Here is a 21,262-nt window from a genome sequence, read left to right as displayed (position 1 = left end):
GACATATTCGCTGCGCAGACGGCGAAGCATGAGGCCGGGACCACCGGCCCGTCGGCGGGAACGACGATCCGGGAGGCCGAACATGGCCGAGATACCGCGGAAATCCGACACCGAGGCAGGCGCGCAGCGCCAGATCGGCCTTCGCGAAGTCGCGCTCGACGACAAGTACGACCTTGAGAAGCGGGACGTCTTCCTCACCGGCACCCAGGCCGTCGCCCGCATGCTGCTGATGCAGCGCGAGCGCGACCGCCGGGCCGGGCTCGACACCGCCGGCTTCGTCTCCGGCTATCGCGGCTCCCCGCTCGGCGGGCTCGACCAGCAGTTGATGCGGGCATCCAAGCCCCTGAAGGCCGCGAACATCGTTTTCCAGCCAGGCCTGAACGAGGACCTCGCCGCCACCGCGATCTGGGGCACGCAGCAGGCGGGCCTGAGCGGCGAGGGAAAGCACGACGGCGTCTTCGCCCTCTGGTACGGCAAGGGCCCGGGCGTCGACCGCTCCGGCGACGTCTTCCGCCACGGCAACATGGCCGGCACCGATCCCAAGGGCGGCGTGATCTGCCTGATGGGCGACGACCACACGGCTGAATCCTCGACCAACGCCCATCAGACCGAATTCGTGCTGGTCGACCGGATGATGCCGATCCTGAACCCGGCCGGCGTGCAGGAGATTATCGATTACGGCCTGCATGGCATCGCGCTCTCGCGCTTCGCCTCGGTCTGGGTCGGCATCAAGTGCGTCAAGGACAACATCGAATCGACCGCCTCGATCGATGGTTCGCTCGATCGCGTCACCATCGTCACGCCGACCGACTACACTCCGCCGCAAGGCGGCCTCGCCATCCGCCGCGAGCTCGATTTCGTCGAGCAGGAACGCCGGATGCATCTCTACAAGCGCGATGCGATGCTGGCCTATCTGCGCGCCAACAAGCTGAACCGCATCGTCACCAAGGGCGGCAAGGCGCCGCGCATCGGCATCGCCACCGTCGGCAAATCCTATCTCGACGTGCAGCAGGCCCTGGTCGATCTCGGCATCGACGAGGTCCGCGCCAATGACCTCGGCATCCGCCTGTTCAAGCTCGCCTGCCCCTGGCCGATCGATCCGGCCGAGCTGAAGGCCTTCGCCGAAGGCCTCGACCTGATCATGGTGGTCGAGGAGAAGCGCTCGCTGATCGAGGTCCAGGTCCGCGAGGAGCTCTACGGCGCCAAGCACCAGCCGATGGTGATCGGCAAGAAGGACGAGAACGGCGACTGGCTCTTCCCCGTCCATGGCGCGCTCGACCCCAACGATATCGCCATCGCGCTCGCCGGCCGCCTGCTGCAATACCGCGACGATCCCGCCCTGCGCGCCCGGCTGGAAGAGATCGCCGCCGCGCAAGGCCGCCTGGACGAAGCGCAGGAGATCGCCACGCGCACGCCCTATTTCTGCTCGGGCTGCCCGCATAATTCCTCGACCGTCGTGCCCGAGGGCTCGCGCGCCTATGCCGGCATCGGCTGCCACTACATGGTGCAGTGGATGGACCGCGATACCGCCGGCTTCACCCAGATGGGCGGCGAAGGCGCGAACTGGATCGGCGAGGCGCCGTTCTCGAAGCGCGGCCATGTCTTCCAGAATCTCGGCGACGGCACCTATACCCATTCCGGCTCGCTCGCGATCCGCTGGGCGGTCGCTTCAGGCGTCACCCTCACCTATAAGCTGCTCTATAACGATGCGGTGGCGATGACCGGTGGCCAGCAGGCGGAAGGCCATCTCTCGCCCGACCAGATGGCGCGGCAGGTCGCGGCCGAGGGCGTAAGCCGCATCGCCGTCGTCAGCGACGACCCCGACAAATACGCAGCCGGAACGCAATGGCCGGCCGGCACCACGCTCCACCATCGCGACGAGCTCGACGCCGTCCAGCGCGAGCTGGCCACGGTCTCAGGCGTCTCGCTCCTGCTCTACGACCAGACCTGCGCCACCGAGAAGCGCCGGCGGCGCAAGCGCGGGGCCTATCCCGATCCGGACAAGCGCGTGATCGTCAACGAGCTCGTCTGCGAGGGCTGCGGCGATTGCGGCGTGCAGTCGAACTGCGTCTCGGTCCAGCCGCTGGAGACCGAATTCGGCCGCAAGCGCCAGATCGACCAGTCGAACTGCAACAAGGACTTTTCCTGCGTGAAGGGCTTCTGCCCGTCCTTCGTCACCGTCCACGGCGCCAAGCCGAAAAAGGCCGATCCGCTCCGGCTCGATGCCTCGACGCTCGGCGATAGCGAACTGCCCAAGCCTGTCGTGCCGGCGCTCGATCGCAGCTTCGCGGTGATCGTCACCGGCGTCGGCGGCACCGGCGTCGTCACCATCGGCGCGATCCTCGGCATGGCCGCGCATCTCGAAGGCAAAGGCTGCGGCATGATCGACATGGCCGGCCTCGCCCAGAAGGGCGGCGCCGTCTTCAGCCATGTGAAGCTCGCGCCGCATCCGGACGATATCCACGCCATCCGCGTCACCGCCGGACAGGCCGATCTCGTGCTCGGCTGCGACTTGACCGTCACCGGCTCGAAGAAGGTGCTCGGCGCGATCCGGCCCGAACGCGGCACCGTCATCGTCAACACGGCCGAGAGCCTGCCGGGCGATTTCACCCGCAATGCCGATTTCTCGCTGCCGACCGAGCGCCTGAAGCGCGCGATCCTGGGGGCCGCCGGCCGCGAGCAGACGCATTTCATCGATGCGACGGCGGCGGCCGTCGCTTTCCTCGGCAATGCCATCGCCGCCAACATGTTCATGCTTGGCCATGCCTGGCAGCTCGGCGCCGTCCCGCTCTCGCGCGAGGCGCTGCTCAAGGCGATCGAGCTCAATGGCGAGGCCGTCGCCATGAACCGGCAGGCTTTCGAGCTCGGCCGCCGCGCCGCGCATGATCCGCAAGCGCTGGCCGGTCTCCTCTCGCAGAGCAAAGCCGCGACGCCGGCGCGCCAGCTTTCGCAGACGCTGGACGAGATCATCGAACGCCGCGTCGCCTTCCTCACCGCCTATCAGAACGCGGCCTATGGCGCGCGCTACCGTCATCTCGTCGCCCGCGTGCAGACGCGCGAAGCTGCAGTCATGCCCGGCCAGACGACGCTCAGCGAGGCCGTCGCCCGCAACCTCTTCAAGCTGATGGCCTACAAGGACGAATACGAGGTCGCCCGGCTCTACAGCGACGGCGCCTTCCGCAAGCAGGTCGCGGCGACTTTCGAGGCCGGTAAAAGCGACGGCAAACCGCTACGCTACGAGTTCCACCTCGCCCCGCCGCTCCTGGCCAGGCGCGATCCGAACACGGGCCTGCCGCGCAAGATGAGCTTCGGTCCCTGGATGATGGGCGCCTTCTCGGTGCTGGCGAAGCTCAAGGGTCTGCGCGGCACCGCCTTCGACCTCTTCGGCTACACGCAGGAGCGCCGCACCGAGCGGCGGTTGATCGCCGATTACGAGGCGCTCTTGAACGAGCTGCTGACGCGGCTGTCGCCGGAGAACCACGCGCTCTGCGTCGCGCTGGCCGCGATACCTGAAAAGATCCGCGGCTTCGGCCATGTCAAGGAACGGCATCTGGAAGCAGCGAAGGCGGAAGAGGCGGCGCTGCTGGTGCGGTTGCGGGATGGCGCTTCCACGGCATCAACTCTGCCCCAGGCTGCCGAATAGAACGCGGGGAACCCCTCTCCTATAAGGAGAGGGGCAGGGGTGAGGTGAAGGCCGTTGGACCAGTTGCGCTGATCCTCACCGCTGCGCAGCGACCATCTCAGAGCCAATTCGGTCAGCGGCCTACCCCTCACCCTGCCCTCTCCCTATGGGAGAGGGTTTCCCACGCCTTTCCGTCTTGCTCGCGCCCGCCCGTCGCTATCCGCGCCTCTTTGGTTCAACTTGAGTCCGATTGCCCTCGCAGCCCATACTGTCGCCCGCCGCCGCCAACCCGGATAACCGCCGCCTTGATCACCCCCGAGGAACTGCGCGCCATCGCCTCCTGGTCCCGCGACCTGTCGGAGGCCGAGTTCGAGGAGGCGCGGCGCGGCATCTCCTTCAAGACCTACGGCAAAAACGCTTCGATCTGCCATGTCGGCGACCGGCTGGAATCCTGGACCGGCGTCGCCGATGGGCTGGTCAAGATGGCGACGACCTCGAAGACCGGGAAATCCGCGACGCTCGCCGGCATGCGCTCCGGCGCCTGGTTCGGCGAGGGCACCGTGATCAAGGCCGAGCCGCGCCGCTACGAGCTGGTGGCTTTGCGCGAGACCCGGCTCGCCCTGATGCGGCGCTCGACCTTCCTCTGGCTGTTCGAGCACTCGGCTGCGTTCAATCGCTTCCTCGTGCACCAGTTCAACGAGCGCCTTGCCCAGTTCATCTCGCTGGCCGAGACCGAGCGCACGCTGGATTCCACGGGGCGCCTCGCCCGCAATCTCGCCTGGCTGTTCAACCCGATCCTCTACCCCGATCTCGGCCGCACGCTGGCGATCTCGCAGGAGGAGCTCGGCATGCTCGCCGGCATTTCGCGCCAGATGGCGAACCAGGGCTTGGCGAAGCTCGCCGATCTCGGCCTGATCGAGCTCGGCCATGGCAGCGTCACCATCCGCGACCTCGACAGGCTCGCCCGCTACGAAGGTTGAAAATTGCTGCAGGGCACCAAATCGCGTTTCGCGCGTTCCTTCTCCCGAACAGCCCAGGCTGAGAAAGGAACCGCCGCCATGTTTGGCCTCCTCGAACTCATGACGAAACGGGTCAACGACCAGATTACCGAATACGCCGCCGTTCAGTCGGAGATCGCTCGGCGCCTCTGGGGCAACTGGCTCGATCCCTTCCATGCCTGCCAGCCGGTGAAGGTGCGCGCCGACCGGCATGAACGTGACGGTACGTCCAGCCGCGAGGCCTCGCGCGGTCGCTAATTGCCAGCGATCACGCCGCGTTGAACAGCCCGCCATCGTCCGGAGTGGCGGGCAACGGCGTTGAGCGACCATTCAAGAACACCGCACGCTCCGACAAAAGCGCGCTCATCCCGGCCGGAGCGCTGCGAACAGCTGGGATCCATGTCTGAGCCTTGACCGGAAGCGCTCCGGCATGGATCCTGGGTCTACCTGCGGTCGCCCGGGATGACGCGTGTAATTCCCGACAGCACTATACCGGCGCGTTGAACACGGCCTCGATCGCATGGCCGTCGGGATCGACCACGAAAGCCGCGTAGTAATGCGGCCCGTAATGCGCGCGCAGTCCCGGCGCGCCATTGTCCAGCCCGCCATGGCTAAGTGCCGCTTGATGGAACCGGTCGACCGCCCCGCGATCCGGCGCGGCGAAGGCGAGATGGAAGCCCGGCCCCGGCGGCCTTTGCCCCTCCGGCCTGTGCTTCAGCGCGAGCTTGTCGCCCCCGCCGGCTACGCCATAGCCGACCGCCTGCCCGGCTTCGCCCGGCCGCAGATCCTGCCAGACCCTGACATAGCCGAGTGGCGCCAGCACGGCGTCGTAGAAGGCGCAGGCGCGCTCGATATCGGAAACGCCGAAAGACAGATGATGAAGCATGAGTCGGTTCGCCATCGCCGCAGGCACGGCCCTGCCCGCCGATTCAATCTGCCGAATTCGTGAGGAAAATCAGGGCCGAAGCAAAAAGCCACGCAACACATCTGCGTGAGAAGCAAACTTCGGCGGGACAATAGTCACCAAAAGGCGAATTGTCTGTCAAGCGGGTCCTTGCGAAGATGATGGCCGCCTGCAAGTCTTGCATGAGAACGAGGCCGGAAACCGGCCCGCGGAAGTCGCCACGACGCATGGCGGCTCGACAGGGAGAACGCAATCGTGGCAAGCGGCACCGCCGGCCAGGCGGATACCTTTCCGAAATTGCTGTTGCGCAATGCACGGGAGCGCGCCTCGCGCGTTGCCTTCCGCCACAAGGATCTCGGCATCTGGCAGTCCTGGAACTGGGCGGAGGTCGCGGAGCACGTCCGCAACTTCGCCAAGGGCTTGGCAGATCTCGGCCTGAAGCGCGGCGAGAAGGTCGCGATCATCGGGCAGAACCGGCCGCGGCTCTACTGGTCGATGTGCGCGGCGCAGTGGATCGGCGCCATTCCCGTCCCGGTCTATGCCGACGGCGTCGCCGAGGAGATGGCCTATGTCCTCGACCATGCCGAGGCGGTCTTCGCCGTGGTCCAGGACCAGGAGCAGGTCGACAAGCTGCTCTCCATCGCCGATCGCCTGCCGCATCTCCGGCACATGCTCTATGACGAACCGCGGGGCCTGCGCGATTACGACCACGGCAAGCTCCACGCCATCGAGACGGTGATCGCGGCGGGTGGCCGGGCGCTGAAGGACCCGCAGGCGGAAGCTGCGCTCGCCCGCGAGATGGAGCAGGGCCAGGGCTCCGATCTCGGCATCATCCTCTACACCTCCGGAACGACCGGCCGCCCCAAGGGTGTGATGCTCAGCCATTACAACGTGCTGATCGCCGCCGAGATCGGCTGCGGCTTCGATGGGTTGAACGAGACCGACGAGGTCATCGCCTATCTGCCGATCGCCTGGGTCGGCGACCACGTCTTCTCCTATGCGCAGGCGATGCTGGCTGGCTTCTGCGTCAATTGCCCGGAAAGCCCGGATACGGTGATCGACGACCGCCGCGAGGTCGGCACCACCTATGCCTTCGCCCCGCCGCGCGTCTTCGAGAACATGCTGACCGTGACCATGGTCCGCATGGAGGATGCCGGCGCGCTGAAGCGGAAGATGTTCCACTATTTCCTGGATGTCGCGAAGCGCTATGGCGAGCAGATCCTGAACGGCGAGAGCGTGCCGCTGAAGGGCCGGCTGCTCTACAAGCTCGGCGACCTCCTGGTCTACGGCCCGCTACGGAACCGCTTCGGCCTGACCAATATCAAGGTCGGCTACACCGCCGGCGAGGCGATCGGCCCCGAGCTCTTCCGCTTCTACCGTTCGATCGGCGTCAACCTGAAGCAGCTTTACGGCCAGACCGAGGCCGGGGTCTACATCACCATGCAGCCGAACGGCGAGATCAAGGCCGACACGGTCGGCAAGCCCGCCCCGATGGTGGAGATCCGCATCGACGACAATGGCGAGGTGCTCTACCGCTCGCCCTCGATCTTCGGCGGCTATTACAAGGACCCCGACAAGACCGCGGAGACCATGACCGCCGACGGCTATGTTCGCTCCGGCGACGCCGGCTTCTTCGACGATGGCGGGCACCTGAAGATCATCGATCGCGCCAAGGATGTCGGCAAGCTCGCGAGCGGCGACCTGTTCCCGCCGAAATACATCGAGAACAAGCTCAAGTTCTATCCGAACATCAAGGAAGCCGTCGCCTTCGGCCAGGGCCGCGACTACGCGACCGTCGCGCTGAACATCGACCTCATCGCCGTCGGCAACTGGGCCGAGCGCAACAACGTGGTCTATGCCTCCTATCAGGAGCTCGCCGGCCACGATCTCGTCTATGACATGATCGCAAAACATGTCGACGAGGTGAACCGCTCGCTCGCCTCGGAGCCGATGATGGGCGGCGCGCAGATCAAGCGCTTCCTGATTCTGCACAAGGAACTCGACGCCGACGACGGAGAATTGACCCGCACCCAGAAGGTCCGCCGCGGCTTCATCGCCGAGCGTTACGCCCCCCTGGTCGCCGCGCTCTATGACGGCTCGGACGCCGCCGACATCTCGACCGAAGTCACCTTCGAGGATGGCCGCAAGGGCGTGATCGCGGCCCGCGTCAAGGTCCGCGATGCCAAGCTCTATCCCGCCGCGGTCGAGGGGGCGCCGTCATCGGCGAAGGCGGCATGAACGCGGAACCGATCAACGTGACCGGCACCCCGATCCGCGCCAAGGGCGAGATCCTGCTCTCGGTCGAGAACATCTCGCTGCGCTTCGGCGGCGTGAAGGCGATCACTGACGTCTCCTTCGACATCCGCAAGGGCGAAATCCGCGCCATCATCGGCCCCAACGGCGCCGGCAAGACCTCGATGCTGAACTGCATCAATGGCTTCTACCAGCCGCAGGAAGGCCAGATCGTCTTCAAGGGCGAGCGTCGCGCCAAGATGCGCCCGCATCGCGCGGCCGCCGGCGGCATCGCCCGCACCTTCCAGAACGTCGCGCTGTTCAAGGGCATGTCGACGCTCGACAACATCATGACCGGCCGCACGCTCAAGATGAAGAAGGGCTTCTTCTGGCAGGCGCTGCGCCATGGCCCGGCGATGCAGGAGGAGATCGCGCATCGCCGCGTCGTCGAGGACATCATCGACTTCCTGCAGATCGAGCACATCCGCAAATTGCCGGTCGGCAAGCTGCCCTACGGCCTGCAGAAGCGCGTCGAGCTCGGCCGCGCGCTCGCCATGGAGCCTGAGCTGCTCCTGCTCGACGAGCCGATGGCCGGCATGAACCTCGAGGAGAAGGAGGACATGTGCCGCTTCATCCTCGACGTGAACAACCAGTTCGGCACCACCATTGCGTTGATCGAGCACGACATGGGGGTGGTGATGGACCTGTCCGACCGCGTGGTCGTGCTCGAATACGGCCGCAAGATCGCCGACGGCACGCCTGACGAGGTCAAGGCGAACCAGAAGGTCATCGACGCCTATCTCGGCGTGGCGCATTGAGGAGCGTGGAGACATGAGCGACATCGCCACCCGCCCCGCCCCGAACCTCCTCGCCAGCCCGCTGGTCAAGTTTGGCCTGATCGTCGCGGCGATCGTTGCAGCGCTCGCGATCGGCGTCCGGCTCGACACCTCCAACACGCTCTATGCGATTGTCGTCGATCCGTTCCAGCAGATGGTCCAGGCACCGGACCTGCTGGTGCAGACGGTCTGGGAAGGGCTCGTATCCGGCGTACTCTACGCCCTGATCGCGCTCGGCTTCGTGCTGATCTTCAAGGCGTCGGGCGTCTTCAACTTCGCCCAGGGCATCATGGTGGTGTTCGCGGCGCTGACCCTGGTCGGCCTCTACGAGAAGGGCGTGCCGGCCTTCCTCGCCGTCATCATCACGCTGGGCGTGATGTTCGCTCTCGCCGTGACGATCGAGCGCGTTGTGCTGCGCCCGCTGGTGAACCAGCCCGACATCATCCTGTTCATGGCGACCTTCGGCATCACCTATTTCCTGATCGGCTTCGGCGAGGCGCTCTTCGGCGGCAATCCCAAGCAGATGATCGCCGAGCAGCTCTACCTGCCCAAGGGCGCGCTCGATCTGCAGATCCTCGGCGGGCTGGTCTCGCTGCAGAAGATCGACATCGCCGCCGCCCTCATCGCCTCGCTGATGATCGCGGCGCTCGCCGCCTTCTTCCAGTACACCCGCATCGGTCGTGCGCTGCGCGCCGTCGCCGACAGCCACAAGGCGGCGCTCTCGGTCGGCATCTCGCTCAACCAGATCTGGGTCATCGTCTGGTTCACCGCCGGCATCGTCGCGCTGATCACCGGCATCATGTGGGGCGCCCGCTCGGACGTCTCATTCGCGCTGGAGATCGTGGCGCTGAAGGCCTTGCCGGTGCTGATCCTCGGCGGCTTCACCTCGATCCCCGGCGCCATCGTCGGCGGCCTGATCATCGGTATCGGCGAGAAGCTCGGCGAGTTCTACTGGGGCCCGCTGATCGGCGGCGGCATCGAGAGCTGGCTCGCCTATTTCATCGCCCTTGGCTTCCTGCTGTTCCGGCCGCAGGGCCTGTTCGGCGACAAGATCATCGAGAGGATCTGATGGCGATGCGCACGAACCTCGCCGTCATTCCGGGGCAGGCCGCGGGCCTGAGCCCGGAACCCAGAACCGCAGGTCGCACCGGCACGGCCGTGACCTCCTCGCAACCGACAATGTTCATGGATTCCAGGCTCGACGCTGCGCGTCGCCCCGGAATGACGGTGTAAGCGATGCTCTACCGCGAGGCCGGCCAATACAAATCCAGCTACGCCAGCGACATGGCGGTCTTCCCCCTCAAAGAAGATCGAATCGGCATCGCCGTCATTCTGGCGATCGCTCTCGTCGCGATCCCCTTCCTGGGCAGCGACTTCTTCATCGCCTCGGTGATGATCCCCTTCCTCGTCTTCTCGTTGGCGGCGATCGGGCTCAACATCCTCACTGGTTATACCGGGCTGATCTCGCTCGGAACCGCCGCCTTCATGGGCGTCGGCGCCTATAGCTGCTACAAGCTCACCACCCTCTTCCCGGGCGTGAACATCATCGTGCTGATCCTGCTGTCGGGCCTGTTCTCGGCCGGGATCGGCGTGCTCTTCGGCCTGCCCTCCTTGCGCATCAAGGGCTTCTACCTCGCCGTAGCGACGCTCGCCGCGCAGTTCTTCCTGCAATGGGCCTTCGTGCGCGTGCCCTGGCTGTTCAACTACAATGCCTCGGGCGCGATCGAGGTGCCGCAGCGCACGCTCTTCGACATTCCCCTGACCGGCGCTGCAGCGACTCCCGAGACGCGCTATTTCGTCTGCCTCGGCCTCGTCGTGGTGCTGACCTGGTTCGCCTCCAACATCGTCCACGGCAAGCTCGGCCGCTCCTGGATGGCGGTGCGCGACATGGACATCGCCGCCGAGCTGATGGGCATCAAGCTGCTCAACGCCAAGCTGATGGCCTTCGCCGTCTCCTCCTATTTCTGCGGCGTCGCCGGCGCGATGATGATCTTCCTCTGGTACGGCGGCGGCGAGGCGGCGGACGTGTTCTCGATCCGCCTCTCCTTCAACATCCTCTTCATGGTCATCATCGGGGGCCTGGGCTCCCTGATCGGCTCGTTCTTCGGTGCGGCTTTCCTCTCGATCCTGCCGACGGCGCTGAAATTCGGCCTGCCGGCGCTGGGCATCCCGATCCAGGGCGCGGCCGCCGAGCATGTCACCTTCATGCTGGTCGGCGCGCTGATCATCACCTTCCTGATCGTCGAGCCGCACGGCCTCGCCAGGCTCTGGCAGATCGGGAAGCAGAAATTGCGGACGTGGCCCTTCCCTTACTGAGGCTGGGGGACGGACCCAAGAAACGACCGGCGACAGTGAAGCGCCGGCGGATAAAGACCGATCCGACAGCAGTCTGGTCGGGAGGAAACGAACGGAGGAAGTCCATGAAGACCAGCAATCTGTTGAAGGGTGCCGCGCTCGGAGCCCTGTTCGCCGCCGGCGCGCTTGCCCCGGCCATGGCGCAGGACAGCGTCTATTTCGCCAACAACGCCTATCGCACCGGCCCGTTCTCGGGCTCGGGGATTCCGATCGGCGACGGCATGCGCGACTACATCACGATGATCAACGAGCGCGACGGCGGCGTGAACGGCGTCAAGGTCATCTACGAGGAATGCGAGACCGGCTACGACACCAAGAAGTCGATCGAGTGCTACGAGCAGGCGAAGTCGAAGAACACCATCGTCTACTCCCCCTGGTCGACCGGCGCGACGCTGGCCGCGATCCCGCGCGCCCATGTCGACAAGATCCCGATCCTGTCGATGGCCTACGGCCTGTCCTCCTCGGCCGACGGCACCAACTTCCCCTGGGTCTTCATTCCGCCCTTCACCTATTGGGACGGCGCCTCCGTCATGGTCCGGCACATGGCGGCCGAGCTCGGCGGCATGGACAAGCTCAAGGGCAAGAAGCTCGGCCTGATCCATCTCGACGCGCCCTTCGGCAAGGAGCCGATCCCGGTTCTCGAGAATCTCGCCAAGAAATACGGCTTCGAGCTGAAGCTCTATCCGGTGGCCGCCGCCGACATGCAGAACCAGGGCTCGCTTTGGCTCTCGATCCGCCGCGACCGGCCGGACTATCTCTACAACCAGGGCTGGGGCGCGATGAACCCGACCGCGGTCAAGGAAGCCGCCAAGAACAACTTCCCGATGAACAAGTTCGTCGGCGTCTGGTGGGCCGGCGGCGATGACGATGCCCGCGCAGGCGGCGAACAGGCCAAGGGCTACTCTTCGCTGAGCTGGACGCTCGCCGGCACCGAGGCGCCCGCGATGAAGGACATCCTGAAATTCGTGGTCGACAAGGGCAAGAGCACGACGCCGAAGGAGAAGGTCGGCGAGGCCCTCTACAATCGCGGCGTCTATAACGCGATGCTCGTCGTCGAGGGCATCCGCAACGCGCAGAAGCTCACCGGCAAGAAGGTGATCGATGCGCAGGACATGCGCCGCGGCCTGGAATCGCTCAACCTGACCGAGGCGCGCCTCAAGGAGATCGGGCTGGGCGGCTTCGTCACCCCGACCGCGATCTCCTGTACCGACCATTCCGGCCACAGCAAGATGTTCGTCTCGGAATGGGACGGCACCAAGTGGACCAAGAAGGGCGACTGGGTCGAGCCCCTGAAGGACGAGGTCCGGCCGCTGATCGAGTCCAACGCCAAGGACTACGTCGAGAAGGCCGGCAACTGGCCCAAGCGCACCGAGCCCTGCGAGAAGTCGTCCTGATCTGACGATAGCCGGCGGCGGCTCCCGCCGCCGGCACCCTTCGATACCGATTGCCCGGGAGAGGCCGATGTCGACCGCCACCCTCGAAAAACCAGCCGCAACGACCGCGAGCGACACCATCCTGTCGCTCAACAATATCGAGGTCATCTACGACCATGTCGTGCTGGTGCTGAAGGGCGTCTCGCTCACCGTGCCGCGCCAGGGCATCGTCGCGATCCTCGGCGCCAACGGCGCCGGCAAGACCACGACGCTGAAGGCGATCTCCAACCTGCTCAAGGCCGAGCGCGGGGAGGTCACCAAGGGCTCGATCGTCTTCGACGGCGAGCGGGTCGACAAGATGTCGCCGAACGAGCTGGTCCGGCGCGGCTGTATCCAGGTCATGGAGGGCCGGCACTGCTTCGGCCATCTCTCGATTGAGGAGAATCTGCTCACCGGCGCCTTCACCCGCCGCGACGGCAATGCCGCGATCAAGCGCGACCTCGAGAAGATCTACACCCTGTTCCCGCGCCTGAAGCAGCGGCGGACATCGCAGGCCGGCTACACCTCCGGCGGCGAGCAGCAGATGTGCGCCATCGGCCGGGCCATGATGTCGAACCCCAAGATGATCCTGCTCGACGAGCCCTCGATGGGCCTTGCCCCGCAGATCGTCGAGGAGATCTTCGAGATCGTCCGCCGGCTCAATGCCGACGAGGGCGTCTCTTTCCTGGTCGCCGAGCAGAACACCAACATGGCGCTGCGCTACGCCACCTACGGCTACATCATGGAGACCGGCCGCGTCGTCATGGACGGCGAGGCGAAGATGCTGCGCGAGAACGAGGACGTGAAGGAATTCTATCTCGGCGTCGCCGAGGGCAACAAGAAGTCCTTCCGCGAGGTGAAGAGCTACAAGCGCCGCAAGCGCTGGCTGTCCTAGCAGGGCGCATTGTCTCCTTGGCCGTGTCATCCCGGACAAGCGGCGGAGCCGCGCCGATCCGGGATCCATGCCGGAGCATTGCCGATAAGAGTTCAGGCATGGATCCCGGGTCTGCGCTTCGCTTCGCCCGGGATGACCACGCTGGTTTGCAGGTGACCTGAGGACGCTTTGATGACAGAGCACCACGACGCGCTCGAAACCCGTTCGCCTGCCGCGCGCGAGGCCGATCTCTTCGCCCGTCTGCCGGCAGTGCTGGCAGCGGCCATGAAGGCGCCGGCCTATGCCGAGCGGCTCGCCGGTATCGATCCCGCCACCATCACCGACCGCAAGGCGCTGGCAAGCTTGCCGATCCTGCGCAAGGCGGACCTCCCAGCCTTGCAGAAAGCGGCGCTGCCCTTCGGCGGCTTCGTCGCGGCAGCGCCCGGTTCCTTCGGCCGGCTCTTCACCTCGCCCGGCCCGATTTTCGAGCCGGAAGGCACCGCGACCGACGCCTGGGGCGCCGCGCGTGGCCTTTATGCTGCCGGCTTCCGGCCGGGCGACATCGTCCTGAACACGCTGAGCTATCACCTGACGCCCGGCGGCTTCATCATGGATTCCGCCGCTCGCGCGCTCGGCTGCGCCGTGATCCCGGCCGGCCCCGGCAATACCGAGCAGCAGATGGAGGTGATCTCGGCCTACCGGCCGAGCAGCTATGCCGGCACGCCGGATTTCCTGAAGATCCTGATCGAGGCGGCGCAGACGCGCGGCGTCGACATCTCCTCGATAAAGCGCGCGGTCGTCTCCGGCGCCGCTTTCCCGCCCTCGCTCCAGGCCTGGGTCCGGGAACGCGGCATCGACGCATACCAGCTTTATGCCACCGCCGATGTCGGCGTCATCGCCTATGAGACCTCGGCCCGCGAAGGCATGGTGCTGAACGAGAACCTGATCGTCGAGATCGTCCGTCCGGGTACCGGCGATCCCGTGCCCGAGGGCGAGGTCGGCGAGGTCGTCATCACCAATCTCGACCCGCATCATCCCCAGATCAGGCTCGCCGTCGGCGATCTTACCGCCGTGTTGCCGGGCCAGAGCGCCTGCGGCCGCAGCAACACCCGCATCAAGGGCTGGATGGGCCGCGCCGACCAGACCGCCAAGATCAAGGGCATGTTCGTGCGGCCCGAACAGGTCGCGGAGATCGCCAAGCGCCACGCCGAAATCGCCAAACTGCGCCTCGTTGTCGGCCGCGCCAACGAGACCGACACGATGACGCTGAAGGCCGAGATCTACGCCGAACCGGCCGGCTTCGTCGACGCGGTCTCCTCGACCTTGCAGCAGGTGACCAAGCTGAAGGGCGCGGTCGAAATCCTGCCGCTCGGCGCGCTGCCGAACGACGGCAAGGTCATCGCCGACGAACGGCCGGTGGGGTGATGCGAGCGCCTCGATAAAAAGCGCGGGATCCCCTCTCCTGTAAGGAGAGGGGTAGGGGTGAGGTGTAGGCCGTTGGACGGTTTGGCTCGCCCGGACCGCAACAGCGGCGGTTAGATCACGGCTACGGTGTCCAAGGGCCTACCGCTCACCCTGCCCTCTCCCTCCGGGAGAGGGTTCCCCGCGCCTTTCACCACGCGATCGCCTGCTCCCCCTGCCCCTCCAGCCAGGCATTCGCCCGGCTGAACGGCTTCGAGCCGAAAAAGCCGCGCCGCGCCGAGAGCGGTGAGGGATGGGCGCTGGCGATGACCAGATGCCGGCTCTCGTCGATCAGGGGTCGCTTCGCCTGTGCCGGATTGCCCCAGAGCAGGAAGACGACATGCGGCCGCTCACGCGAGACCGCTGCGATCACCGCATCGGTCACCGCCCCCCAGCCGAGCGAGAGATGCGAACCGGCCTTGCTCGCCCCCTCGCGCACCGTCAGCGCGGTGTTGAGCAGCAGCACGCCCTGCTTCGCCCAGCGGGTCAGGTCGCCATCGGCCGGCGCAGGCTCGGTCAGGTCTTCCGCCCGCTCCTTGTAGATGTTGACGAGGGAACGCGGCAGTGGCGGCGGGCCGACATAGGAGAAGGCGAGCCCATTGGCATGGCCCGGCGTCGGATAGGGGTCCTGTCCGAGGATCACAGCCCTGACTTTGTCGAGCGGCGTCAACGCCAGCGCGGCGAAGACGCGCTCCGGCGCCGGCGCAACGACATGACCGGCCATCCGCTCGGCATCGACGGCCGCACAGGCGCGCGCAGCGGCTCCGGCTGAGGCGAAAACCGGCAGCTCACGCCAGCCCGTTGAAGTTTCGCTCGCCAGGAAGGCCGCAAGCGCCGCGCTGCAACTCACTTCAGGACCGCCCGGCCCTCGACCCTGGCATCGACCGTGCCGAGCCTGCGGACATAGACCATCACTTCATTGGCCATGAGCTTGCCGTCGGTGAGGCCGACCAGCGTCCGGCCGCGGCCCAGCGCCGTATAGCCGTCGCCGCCTTCCAGCATGAAGTTGTTGGAGGCCACGGTGTATTTGGCAGCAGGATCGATCGGCTTGCCGTCCACCGTGACCGCGGTGACGCGCGAACCCTGCGGCTGCTTGAGATCGGCCTCGAACGTGAGCCCGGAGACGACAGGGAAGCGGCCGGCGCCCTGCGGCGCATCGCGCAGGCCGTTCTCGATCGCATCCTTCACGTCCTTGCCGGTGATCTCCACCATCACCGTCGCATTGCCAAAGGGCAATTCGCTCAGCACGTCGCGGCGCGTCAGCTTCTGCCCGGCGGCATATTGCTTGTTGGCGCGGATGCCGCCGGCATTGGTGATGGCGAGCTTTGCGCCGGTCGCGGCGCGGATCGCGTCGGCGATCAGGTTGCCGATCGCGGTTTCCTGCGTGCGGATGACGCCGGTGCGGGAATCGAGCGGCGCCGCCAGCGTCGCGATGTCGACATCGAGCTCCTTCGACAGCTCGCTCTCATAGCCCTTCACGATCGCCGCAACATCCGGGTCCGGCGTCGCCGCGCGGGAATCGTTGACCCGGAAGGTCGGCGTCCACGAGACCTGACGGGCCGCGCCCTCGCCCTTGACGCTGACCGCGATGTCGATCGCGGTGACGTAATTGCCCTCCTCGTTCGACTCGACCATCACGACCTTGCCGTCATAGGCGATGGCGAGGTCATGGTCGTGGCCGGTGAGCACGATATCGACCACGCGCGAGCGGACGATCTCATAGTCCATCTTCCGGTCGGCATGCACGACCGCGACGAGGATGTCGGCGCCCTGCCCCTTCAGCGCCTTGGCCTCGCGGCTGAGGGCCTCCATCGTCGAGGAGAATTTCAGGTCGCCGGGATTCGAGAGCTGCGGCGTCGGGTCGAAGGTCGTGCCGATGACGCCGACCTTGATGCCGCCAAGTTCGAAGATCTGCGAATCCTTGTGACCGGGCAGCACGTTGCCGCCGGCGTCGCGCAGGTTCGCGGCGAAGGTCGGGTAGGTCTGCGCCGCCGTCAGCTTGAGATAGTTCTCCTTGCCGAAATCGAATTCGTGATTGCCGGGCACGAAGACGTCGAGACCCATCTTGTTTTGCATCGCGACGATATGCGCGCCCTGGTCGAAGCCCGACATCAGCGAGGGCGAGTAGCAATCGCCGGCATGGCAGAACAGCACCGGCACGCCCTTGGCCCGCTCGGCCTTGGCGATGCCGGCGGCGCGCGCGAAGCCGCCGCGGCCCTTGTCGTCGCTCATCTTGTAGATGTCGTTGACCAGCAGCAGCGTGAAGCTCGGCGCCGGCTGCTGGGCCATCGCCGCCGGGGCGGTCGCGGCCAGCGTCGCCGGCGCGGCCAGCACGCCGAGAGCCTTGCGGCGGGTGAGCTTCGTCATGGCGGGCGCCCCTGTGTTTCGAGAACGGCTCCAGACTAGCAAGAGCTGGGATGCGCTGGCCAGAGCACGGCGTGCAGGAACGTGGGAAAGGCAGCGATGTCGCACCTCGGCGTTCGGAGAGTTTCGAGGCTGGACGAAAGCGCGAACTCGTCTAAATCACGAGGTCAAGGAGAGCATGCGCTCATGACTGCTGACATCGCCACGGCACCCGGCCGCGAGGCCGCTTCCCTGCCCCCCGACCATCCCAAGGTTCGCTACGGGCGCATCGGCGTCCTGCTGATGAATCTCGGCACGCCCGAAGGCACCGGTTATTGGCCGATGCGCGCCTATCTCAAGGAGTTCCTCTCCGACCGCCGCGTCATCGAGGAACCCCGCTGGAAATGGTGGCCGATCCTCAACCTGATCATCCTCTCGATCCGCCCCGGCCGGAAGGGCAAGGACTACGCCTCGATCTGGAACAACGAGCGCAACGAAGGCCCGCTCAAGACGATCACCCGCTCTCAGACCGAGCAGCTCGCCGAGCGCCTGAAGCCGCTTTCCGGCGAACGCGTCGTCTTCGACTGGGCGATGCGCTACGGCTTCCCCGATGTGAAGAGCCGCTTGAAGGCGCTGCTCGACCAGGGCTGCGACCGCATCCTGCTGGTGCCGCTCTATCCGCAATATGCCGCGCCGACCTCGGCCACCGCTTGCGACCAGGCTTTTCGGGCCCTGATGCAGATGCGCTGGCAGCCTTCGGTGCGCGTCGCCCCGCCCTATCACGACGACCCCGTCTATATCGGCGCGCTCGCGCGCTCGATGCGCGCTTCGCTGGCCAAGCTCGATTTCGAGCCGGAGGTGATCCTCTGCTCCTTCCACGGGATGCCGAAGGAATACCTGCTGAAGGGCGACCCCTATTACTGCCAATGCGCCAAGACCTGGCGCCTGCTGCGCGCCGAGCTCGGGCTGACCGAGGCGCAGTTCCCGCTGACCTTCCAGTCGCGCTTCGGCCCGGACGAATGGCTCCAGCCCTATACCGACGAGACGGTGAAGGCGCTGGCCCAGGCCGGCAAGAAATCGATGGCCATCGTCGCGCCCGGCTTCTCGGCCGACTGCCTGGAGACGCTGGAAGAGCTCGATGGCGAGAACCGCGAGATCTTCCTGCACAATGGCGGCGAAAGGTTCGCCTACCTGCCGTGCCTCAACGATTCCCGCGAAGGCATCGACGTCATCGCCGAGGTCGTTCAGCGCGAATTGATGGGCTGGCTCTAAGCTGGCGCTCGCCAGCGACGAAGCGCGCCACGCTTTCGGCCACCGGCCGCGCCTTCAGGATGCGGCGGTGGCCCAGCCCGTCCGTCGCCTCGAGCTGGACGAACGGGCCGCCCTCGGCCAGTGCCTCAGCGTGCTGGAACCCGAGCTCGCGGTCCTGCCGGTCATGGATCACCAGCGTCGGCAATCCGATCGTCTTCAGCTGGAGCGGCCCTTCGAAAGCCTCGACCGGGTTGCCGGCGACGACGTGGATGCGCCGCTCCAGCGCCGCCTGCCCGCGCCGGCCAAGTCCGATCGCGTTGCCGAACTGCCGCGTAATCCCGGTGATCGAGGACGGCGCCGAGATCAGCACGAGCCTGTCAGCGCTCACCACCGGCTGGCCCCTGACCGAACCCGCCAGCGCGGCCAGCGTGATCGCCCCGCCGAAGGAATGCGTGACGATCGCGTGGAACGGCCCGAACACCCGCGCCACCGCAGCAAGGCTCGCGACGCCGAGCGGGATATTGAGCTCTCGCCCGGTCGAGGCGCCATGGCCGGGCAGGTCGAAGGCGACGACCCGGAAACCCGCCGCCAGAAGCGGCTCGACGAAACCGGTCATCGAGGCGGCATCCCCCGTCCAGCCATGGACCAGCAGCACCGTGCGGGTCGGCGCCCGCTCCTCAGGCTCGAAGACATAGGCCTGCACGCTCCCGCAAGGGAACGGGATCGCCCGCGGGCTCGCCTGGCGCAAGCGTGCCGGCAGCGCCTGTTCCCCAGCGCCGCCGTTTCCGTTTCGCTTTGCCGGCCGCGGCGGGGTACAGAAGAGGCGGAAGGCCAGCCGGCCGGCCGTGCGTGGAGCCATGAAGCTCGCCGCCCGGACGAGCGGGCGCATGTAACGGAGGGCGGAAGCGCTCATGGCGAAGATCCGATTTTGTTCAACGCTGAACTATTATGTTCAGCTATGAACAAAAAGCAAGAGCCTTCCGAGACGCAGACCCTACCCTGGGAGTTGCCGCGTTTCCGCAACTGGATTGCCGTCGCCCGCGCTCATAACCTTTGGGAGAAGGTCTTCAGCGAGGCGCTGGCGCCGCTCGACATCCAGCTTGCCCATTACGACGTGCTCGCCAATATCTTCCACGTCCCCGGCCTCTCGCAGCAGGCCTTGGCCGAGAAGCTGCTGGTCGGGCGCAGCGCGATGAGCATGCTGCTGCCGGTGCTGGAAAAGCGCGGCCTGATCGAGCGCCGCAACGACGAGGCGGACAAGCGTCTGCGCCGCCTCTGGCTCACGCCTGCGGGCGAGGCGCTGACCCGCAAGGCGATGGCGGTCCATGTCGCCGAGATCGAGGCGATGATGCAGGTGCTAAGCGACGACGAGTGCAACGCCGCCGGCGAGGCGATGCGCCGCGTCGGCAAGGCGCTCGAGGCGCGCGGCAACGCGGCGCCGGGCCGCGCCGACAAACCCTGAAACCAGGCAGGGTCAGAGCGCCAGGATCACCCGCGCCACCGCATCGAGCGCTGCTTCCGCATCGGAACAGACCCGCCCGCCATCCACCGCCGGCGCCCCTTCCAGCAGAAAGACCGGCCGCTTGAACTGCAGGGCGAAGGCGATCTCGGACAAGGTGCCGTAGCCGCCGCCGATCGCGACGAGGCAGCAGGCGGCCCGGGCGATCAAGGCGTTGCGGGCGACGCCGATGCCGGTCGCGAGCGGCACGGTGACATAAGGATTGGCCGCCTCGGGCTCGTCATCCGGCAGCAGGCCGATCGATAGCCCACCGGCCTCCGCCACGCCGCGGCAGACCTCTTCCATCACGCCTGAGCGACCACCGCAGAGCACGGTGACCTTGTGCTCGGCGAGCAGGCGCCCCATCGCCACGGCCGCGGCGACCTGCGCCGCCGTCGGCGTCCGCGTCCCGATCACGGCGACGGGCGCGCGTAGCGGTGTCCCGCTGTCGCGCTGGAGCCAGTCGAGGGCACGCCGGGGCGGGACGGGCTCTCCCCACGCGGCCAGCGCCGTCCGGGTCCAGCGCCGTGCAGCCGGATCGAAGATCCGGCCGTGCCCGTCATGCAACCGCCCGTTCCCGCTATCGAGTCGCAGCTGCAGGTCGGACGCCATGGCTCAGGCCGGTTTCTTTTCCTCGCCGAAGGCGGAGATGCCGCCATGCTTGGCCGACCAGGTCGCGGGATCGTTGAGGAAGCTCTCGACCTCGGCCAGGATCTTCGGCTCGAAATGGCCGCTATCCTTGGCGACGGCGAGCACGTCCCACCAGGTCGTGAGATAGTGCAGGTTGATGCCGATCTCGGTCATCAACTCGCGGCTCTTCGGGAAGATGTCGTAGTAGAACAGCACGAAGCAATGCTGCACGTCGGCGCCGGCATTGCGCAGCGCCTCGGCGAAATTGACCTTGCTGCGGCCATCCGTGGCGAGGTCCTCGACCAGCAGCGTGCGCGCACCCTCGACGACCGAGCCCTCGATCTGGGCATTGCGGCCGAAGCCTTTCGGCTTCTTGCGGACATATTGCATCGGCAGCGACAGGCGGTCCGAAATCCAGGCGGCGAAGGGAATGCCCGCGGTCTCGCCGCCGGCGATGATATCGAGCGACTCGTAACCGATATCGCGCACGATCGTCGTCGCCGCGAAATCGATCAGCGTCGAGCGCAGGCGCGGATAGGAGATGATCTTGCGGCAGTCGATATAGACCGGGCTCGCCCAGCCCGAGGTGAAGAAGAAGGGCTTGTCGCTGTAGAAATGCACGGCCTTGATTTCGAGCAGCATCTTGGCCGCTTCGCGCGCGATCTCGGCCCTGTCGGTGGGGGTGAACAGGTTGGACATGGCGCGGTGTCTCCGGGCTGAGCGACGCCGCTCGCCGGGAACGGCAAGGGCTCTGGGGCTGGTCGAAATGGCAAACGGCCCCTTCTGATCGCGCTTTCCCGGCAGGTCAATCCCTCCGCGGAGCGATTTTCGCGGGGCCGGCGGACG

At 66.4% G+C, this 21,262-nt stretch carries 18 protein-coding genes; 12 read left to right on the top strand and 6 right to left on the bottom strand.

What is annotated here, in order from left to right:
- Positions 1 to 82 precede the first annotated feature (82 nt).
- The 3 genes from JHD80_RS13320 to JHD80_RS13310 all read left to right on the top strand — a co-directional run bounded on the left by JHD80_RS13320 (position 83) and on the right by JHD80_RS13310 (position 4,878).
- Positions 83 to 3,643: an indolepyruvate ferredoxin oxidoreductase family protein gene (locus tag JHD80_RS13320; RefSeq protein ID WP_210339887.1), complete on the top strand. Its 3,561-nt coding sequence runs from the start codon at positions 83 to 85 to the stop codon at positions 3,641 to 3,643.
- A 284-nt stretch (positions 3,644 to 3,927) separates the two neighbouring features.
- A complete protein-coding gene (locus JHD80_RS13315) occupies positions 3,928 to 4,602 on the top strand; it encodes a Crp/Fnr family transcriptional regulator (protein WP_199087956.1) in 675 nt (224 codons plus the stop codon).
- Positions 4,603 to 4,605: 3 nt separating this feature from the next.
- Positions 4,606 to 4,878: a hypothetical protein gene (locus JHD80_RS13310; protein ID WP_199087954.1), complete on the top strand. Its 273-nt coding sequence runs from the start codon at positions 4,606 to 4,608 to the stop codon at positions 4,876 to 4,878.
- A gap of 229 nt (positions 4,879 to 5,107) precedes the next feature.
- On the opposite strand, the gene JHD80_RS13305 is transcribed toward JHD80_RS13310, so the two are convergent.
- Positions 5,108 to 5,506: a VOC family protein gene (locus tag JHD80_RS13305; protein WP_199087951.1), complete on the bottom strand. Its 399-nt coding sequence runs from the start codon at positions 5,504 to 5,506 to the stop codon at positions 5,108 to 5,110.
- Between the two features lie 270 nt (positions 5,507 to 5,776).
- Here JHD80_RS13305 and JHD80_RS13300 point away from each other — a divergent pair, with 270 nt between their 5' ends.
- The 7 genes from JHD80_RS13300 (at position 5,777) to JHD80_RS13270 (ending at position 14,658) form a co-directional block, all read left to right on the top strand.
- Positions 5,777 to 7,762, top strand: a complete 1,986-nt coding sequence (locus JHD80_RS13300; protein WP_465246522.1) for an AMP-dependent synthetase/ligase — start codon at positions 5,777 to 5,779, stop codon at positions 7,760 to 7,762.
- A complete protein-coding gene (locus tag JHD80_RS13295) occupies positions 7,759 to 8,574 on the top strand; it encodes an ABC transporter ATP-binding protein (protein ID WP_199087947.1) in 816 nt (271 codons plus the stop codon). Before JHD80_RS13300 ends, JHD80_RS13295 begins: the two co-directional genes overlap by 4 nt.
- Positions 8,575 to 8,746: 172 nt before the next feature.
- Positions 8,747 to 9,661, top strand: a complete 915-nt coding sequence (locus JHD80_RS13290; protein WP_199087989.1) for a branched-chain amino acid ABC transporter permease — start codon at positions 8,747 to 8,749, stop codon at positions 9,659 to 9,661.
- Between the two features lie 167 nt (positions 9,662 to 9,828).
- Complete coding sequence (locus tag JHD80_RS13285; protein ID WP_199087945.1) at positions 9,829 to 10,908, top strand: branched-chain amino acid ABC transporter permease; 1,080 nt, start codon at positions 9,829 to 9,831, stop codon at positions 10,906 to 10,908.
- 104 nt (positions 10,909 to 11,012) lie between these two features.
- Positions 11,013 to 12,341: an ABC transporter substrate-binding protein gene (locus JHD80_RS13280; protein WP_199087943.1), complete on the top strand. Its 1,329-nt coding sequence runs from the start codon at positions 11,013 to 11,015 to the stop codon at positions 12,339 to 12,341.
- A 67-nt stretch (positions 12,342 to 12,408) separates the two neighbouring features.
- Positions 12,409 to 13,254 (top strand): ABC transporter ATP-binding protein, encoded by an 846-nt coding sequence (locus tag JHD80_RS13275; protein ID WP_199087941.1) that lies wholly within the window; start codon positions 12,409 to 12,411, stop codon positions 13,252 to 13,254.
- A gap of 171 nt (positions 13,255 to 13,425) precedes the next feature.
- On the top strand, positions 13,426 to 14,658 hold the full coding sequence (locus JHD80_RS13270; protein ID WP_199087940.1) for a phenylacetate--CoA ligase family protein: 1,233 nt from the start codon (positions 13,426 to 13,428) through the stop codon (positions 14,656 to 14,658).
- A 187-nt stretch (positions 14,659 to 14,845) separates the two neighbouring features.
- On the opposite strand, the gene ung is transcribed toward JHD80_RS13270, so the two are convergent.
- Together ung and JHD80_RS13260 are read right to left on the bottom strand one after the other, a co-directional pair.
- A complete protein-coding gene (gene ung / locus JHD80_RS13265; protein WP_199087938.1) occupies positions 14,846 to 15,544 on the bottom strand; it encodes a uracil-DNA glycosylase in 699 nt (232 codons plus the stop codon).
- Positions 15,541 to 17,061: a bifunctional metallophosphatase/5'-nucleotidase gene (locus JHD80_RS13260; RefSeq protein WP_199087936.1), complete on the bottom strand. Its 1,521-nt coding sequence runs from the start codon at positions 17,059 to 17,061 to the stop codon at positions 15,541 to 15,543. The genes ung and JHD80_RS13260 overlap by 4 nt, the downstream gene beginning before the upstream one ends.
- 183 nt (positions 17,062 to 17,244) lie before the next feature.
- On the opposite strand from JHD80_RS13260, the gene hemH reads away from it, so the two are divergent.
- Entirely contained in the window at positions 17,245 to 18,309 is a 1,065-nt protein-coding gene (gene hemH / locus JHD80_RS13255; RefSeq protein WP_199087934.1) for a ferrochelatase, read from the top strand.
- On the opposite strand, the gene JHD80_RS13250 is transcribed toward hemH, so the two are convergent.
- Positions 18,266 to 19,201, bottom strand: a complete 936-nt coding sequence (locus JHD80_RS13250) for an alpha/beta fold hydrolase (protein WP_199087932.1) — start codon at positions 19,199 to 19,201, stop codon at positions 18,266 to 18,268. The genes hemH and JHD80_RS13250 overlap by 44 nt on opposite strands.
- A gap of 45 nt (positions 19,202 to 19,246) precedes the next feature.
- Between JHD80_RS13250 and JHD80_RS13245 the strand changes: the two genes are divergently transcribed.
- Positions 19,247 to 19,750, top strand: a complete 504-nt coding sequence (locus JHD80_RS13245) for a MarR family winged helix-turn-helix transcriptional regulator (RefSeq protein ID WP_199087930.1) — start codon at positions 19,247 to 19,249, stop codon at positions 19,748 to 19,750.
- Between the two features lie 12 nt (positions 19,751 to 19,762).
- Here the strand turns inward: JHD80_RS13245 and JHD80_RS13240 are convergent, their stop codons facing one another.
- Both JHD80_RS13240 and JHD80_RS13235 read right to left on the bottom strand, forming a co-directional pair.
- Positions 19,763 to 20,353, bottom strand: a complete 591-nt coding sequence (locus JHD80_RS13240; RefSeq protein ID WP_199087928.1) for a TIGR00725 family protein — start codon at positions 20,351 to 20,353, stop codon at positions 19,763 to 19,765.
- 48 nt (positions 20,354 to 20,401) lie between these two features.
- The gene (locus tag JHD80_RS13235; RefSeq protein WP_199087927.1) at positions 20,402 to 21,115 is read right to left on the bottom strand and encodes an orotate phosphoribosyltransferase; all 714 of its coding nucleotides are present in this window, start codon (positions 21,113 to 21,115) and stop codon (positions 20,402 to 20,404) included.
- Positions 21,116 to 21,262 lie beyond the last annotated feature (147 nt).

This window comes from Allobosea sp. ASV33 (assembly GCF_016428755.1).
Taxonomy (GTDB): Bacteria; Pseudomonadota; Alphaproteobacteria; order Rhizobiales; family Beijerinckiaceae; genus Allobosea.
The sequence above is the reverse complement of the archived record's forward strand: the minus strand, read 5'-3'. Positions and strand labels throughout refer to the sequence as shown.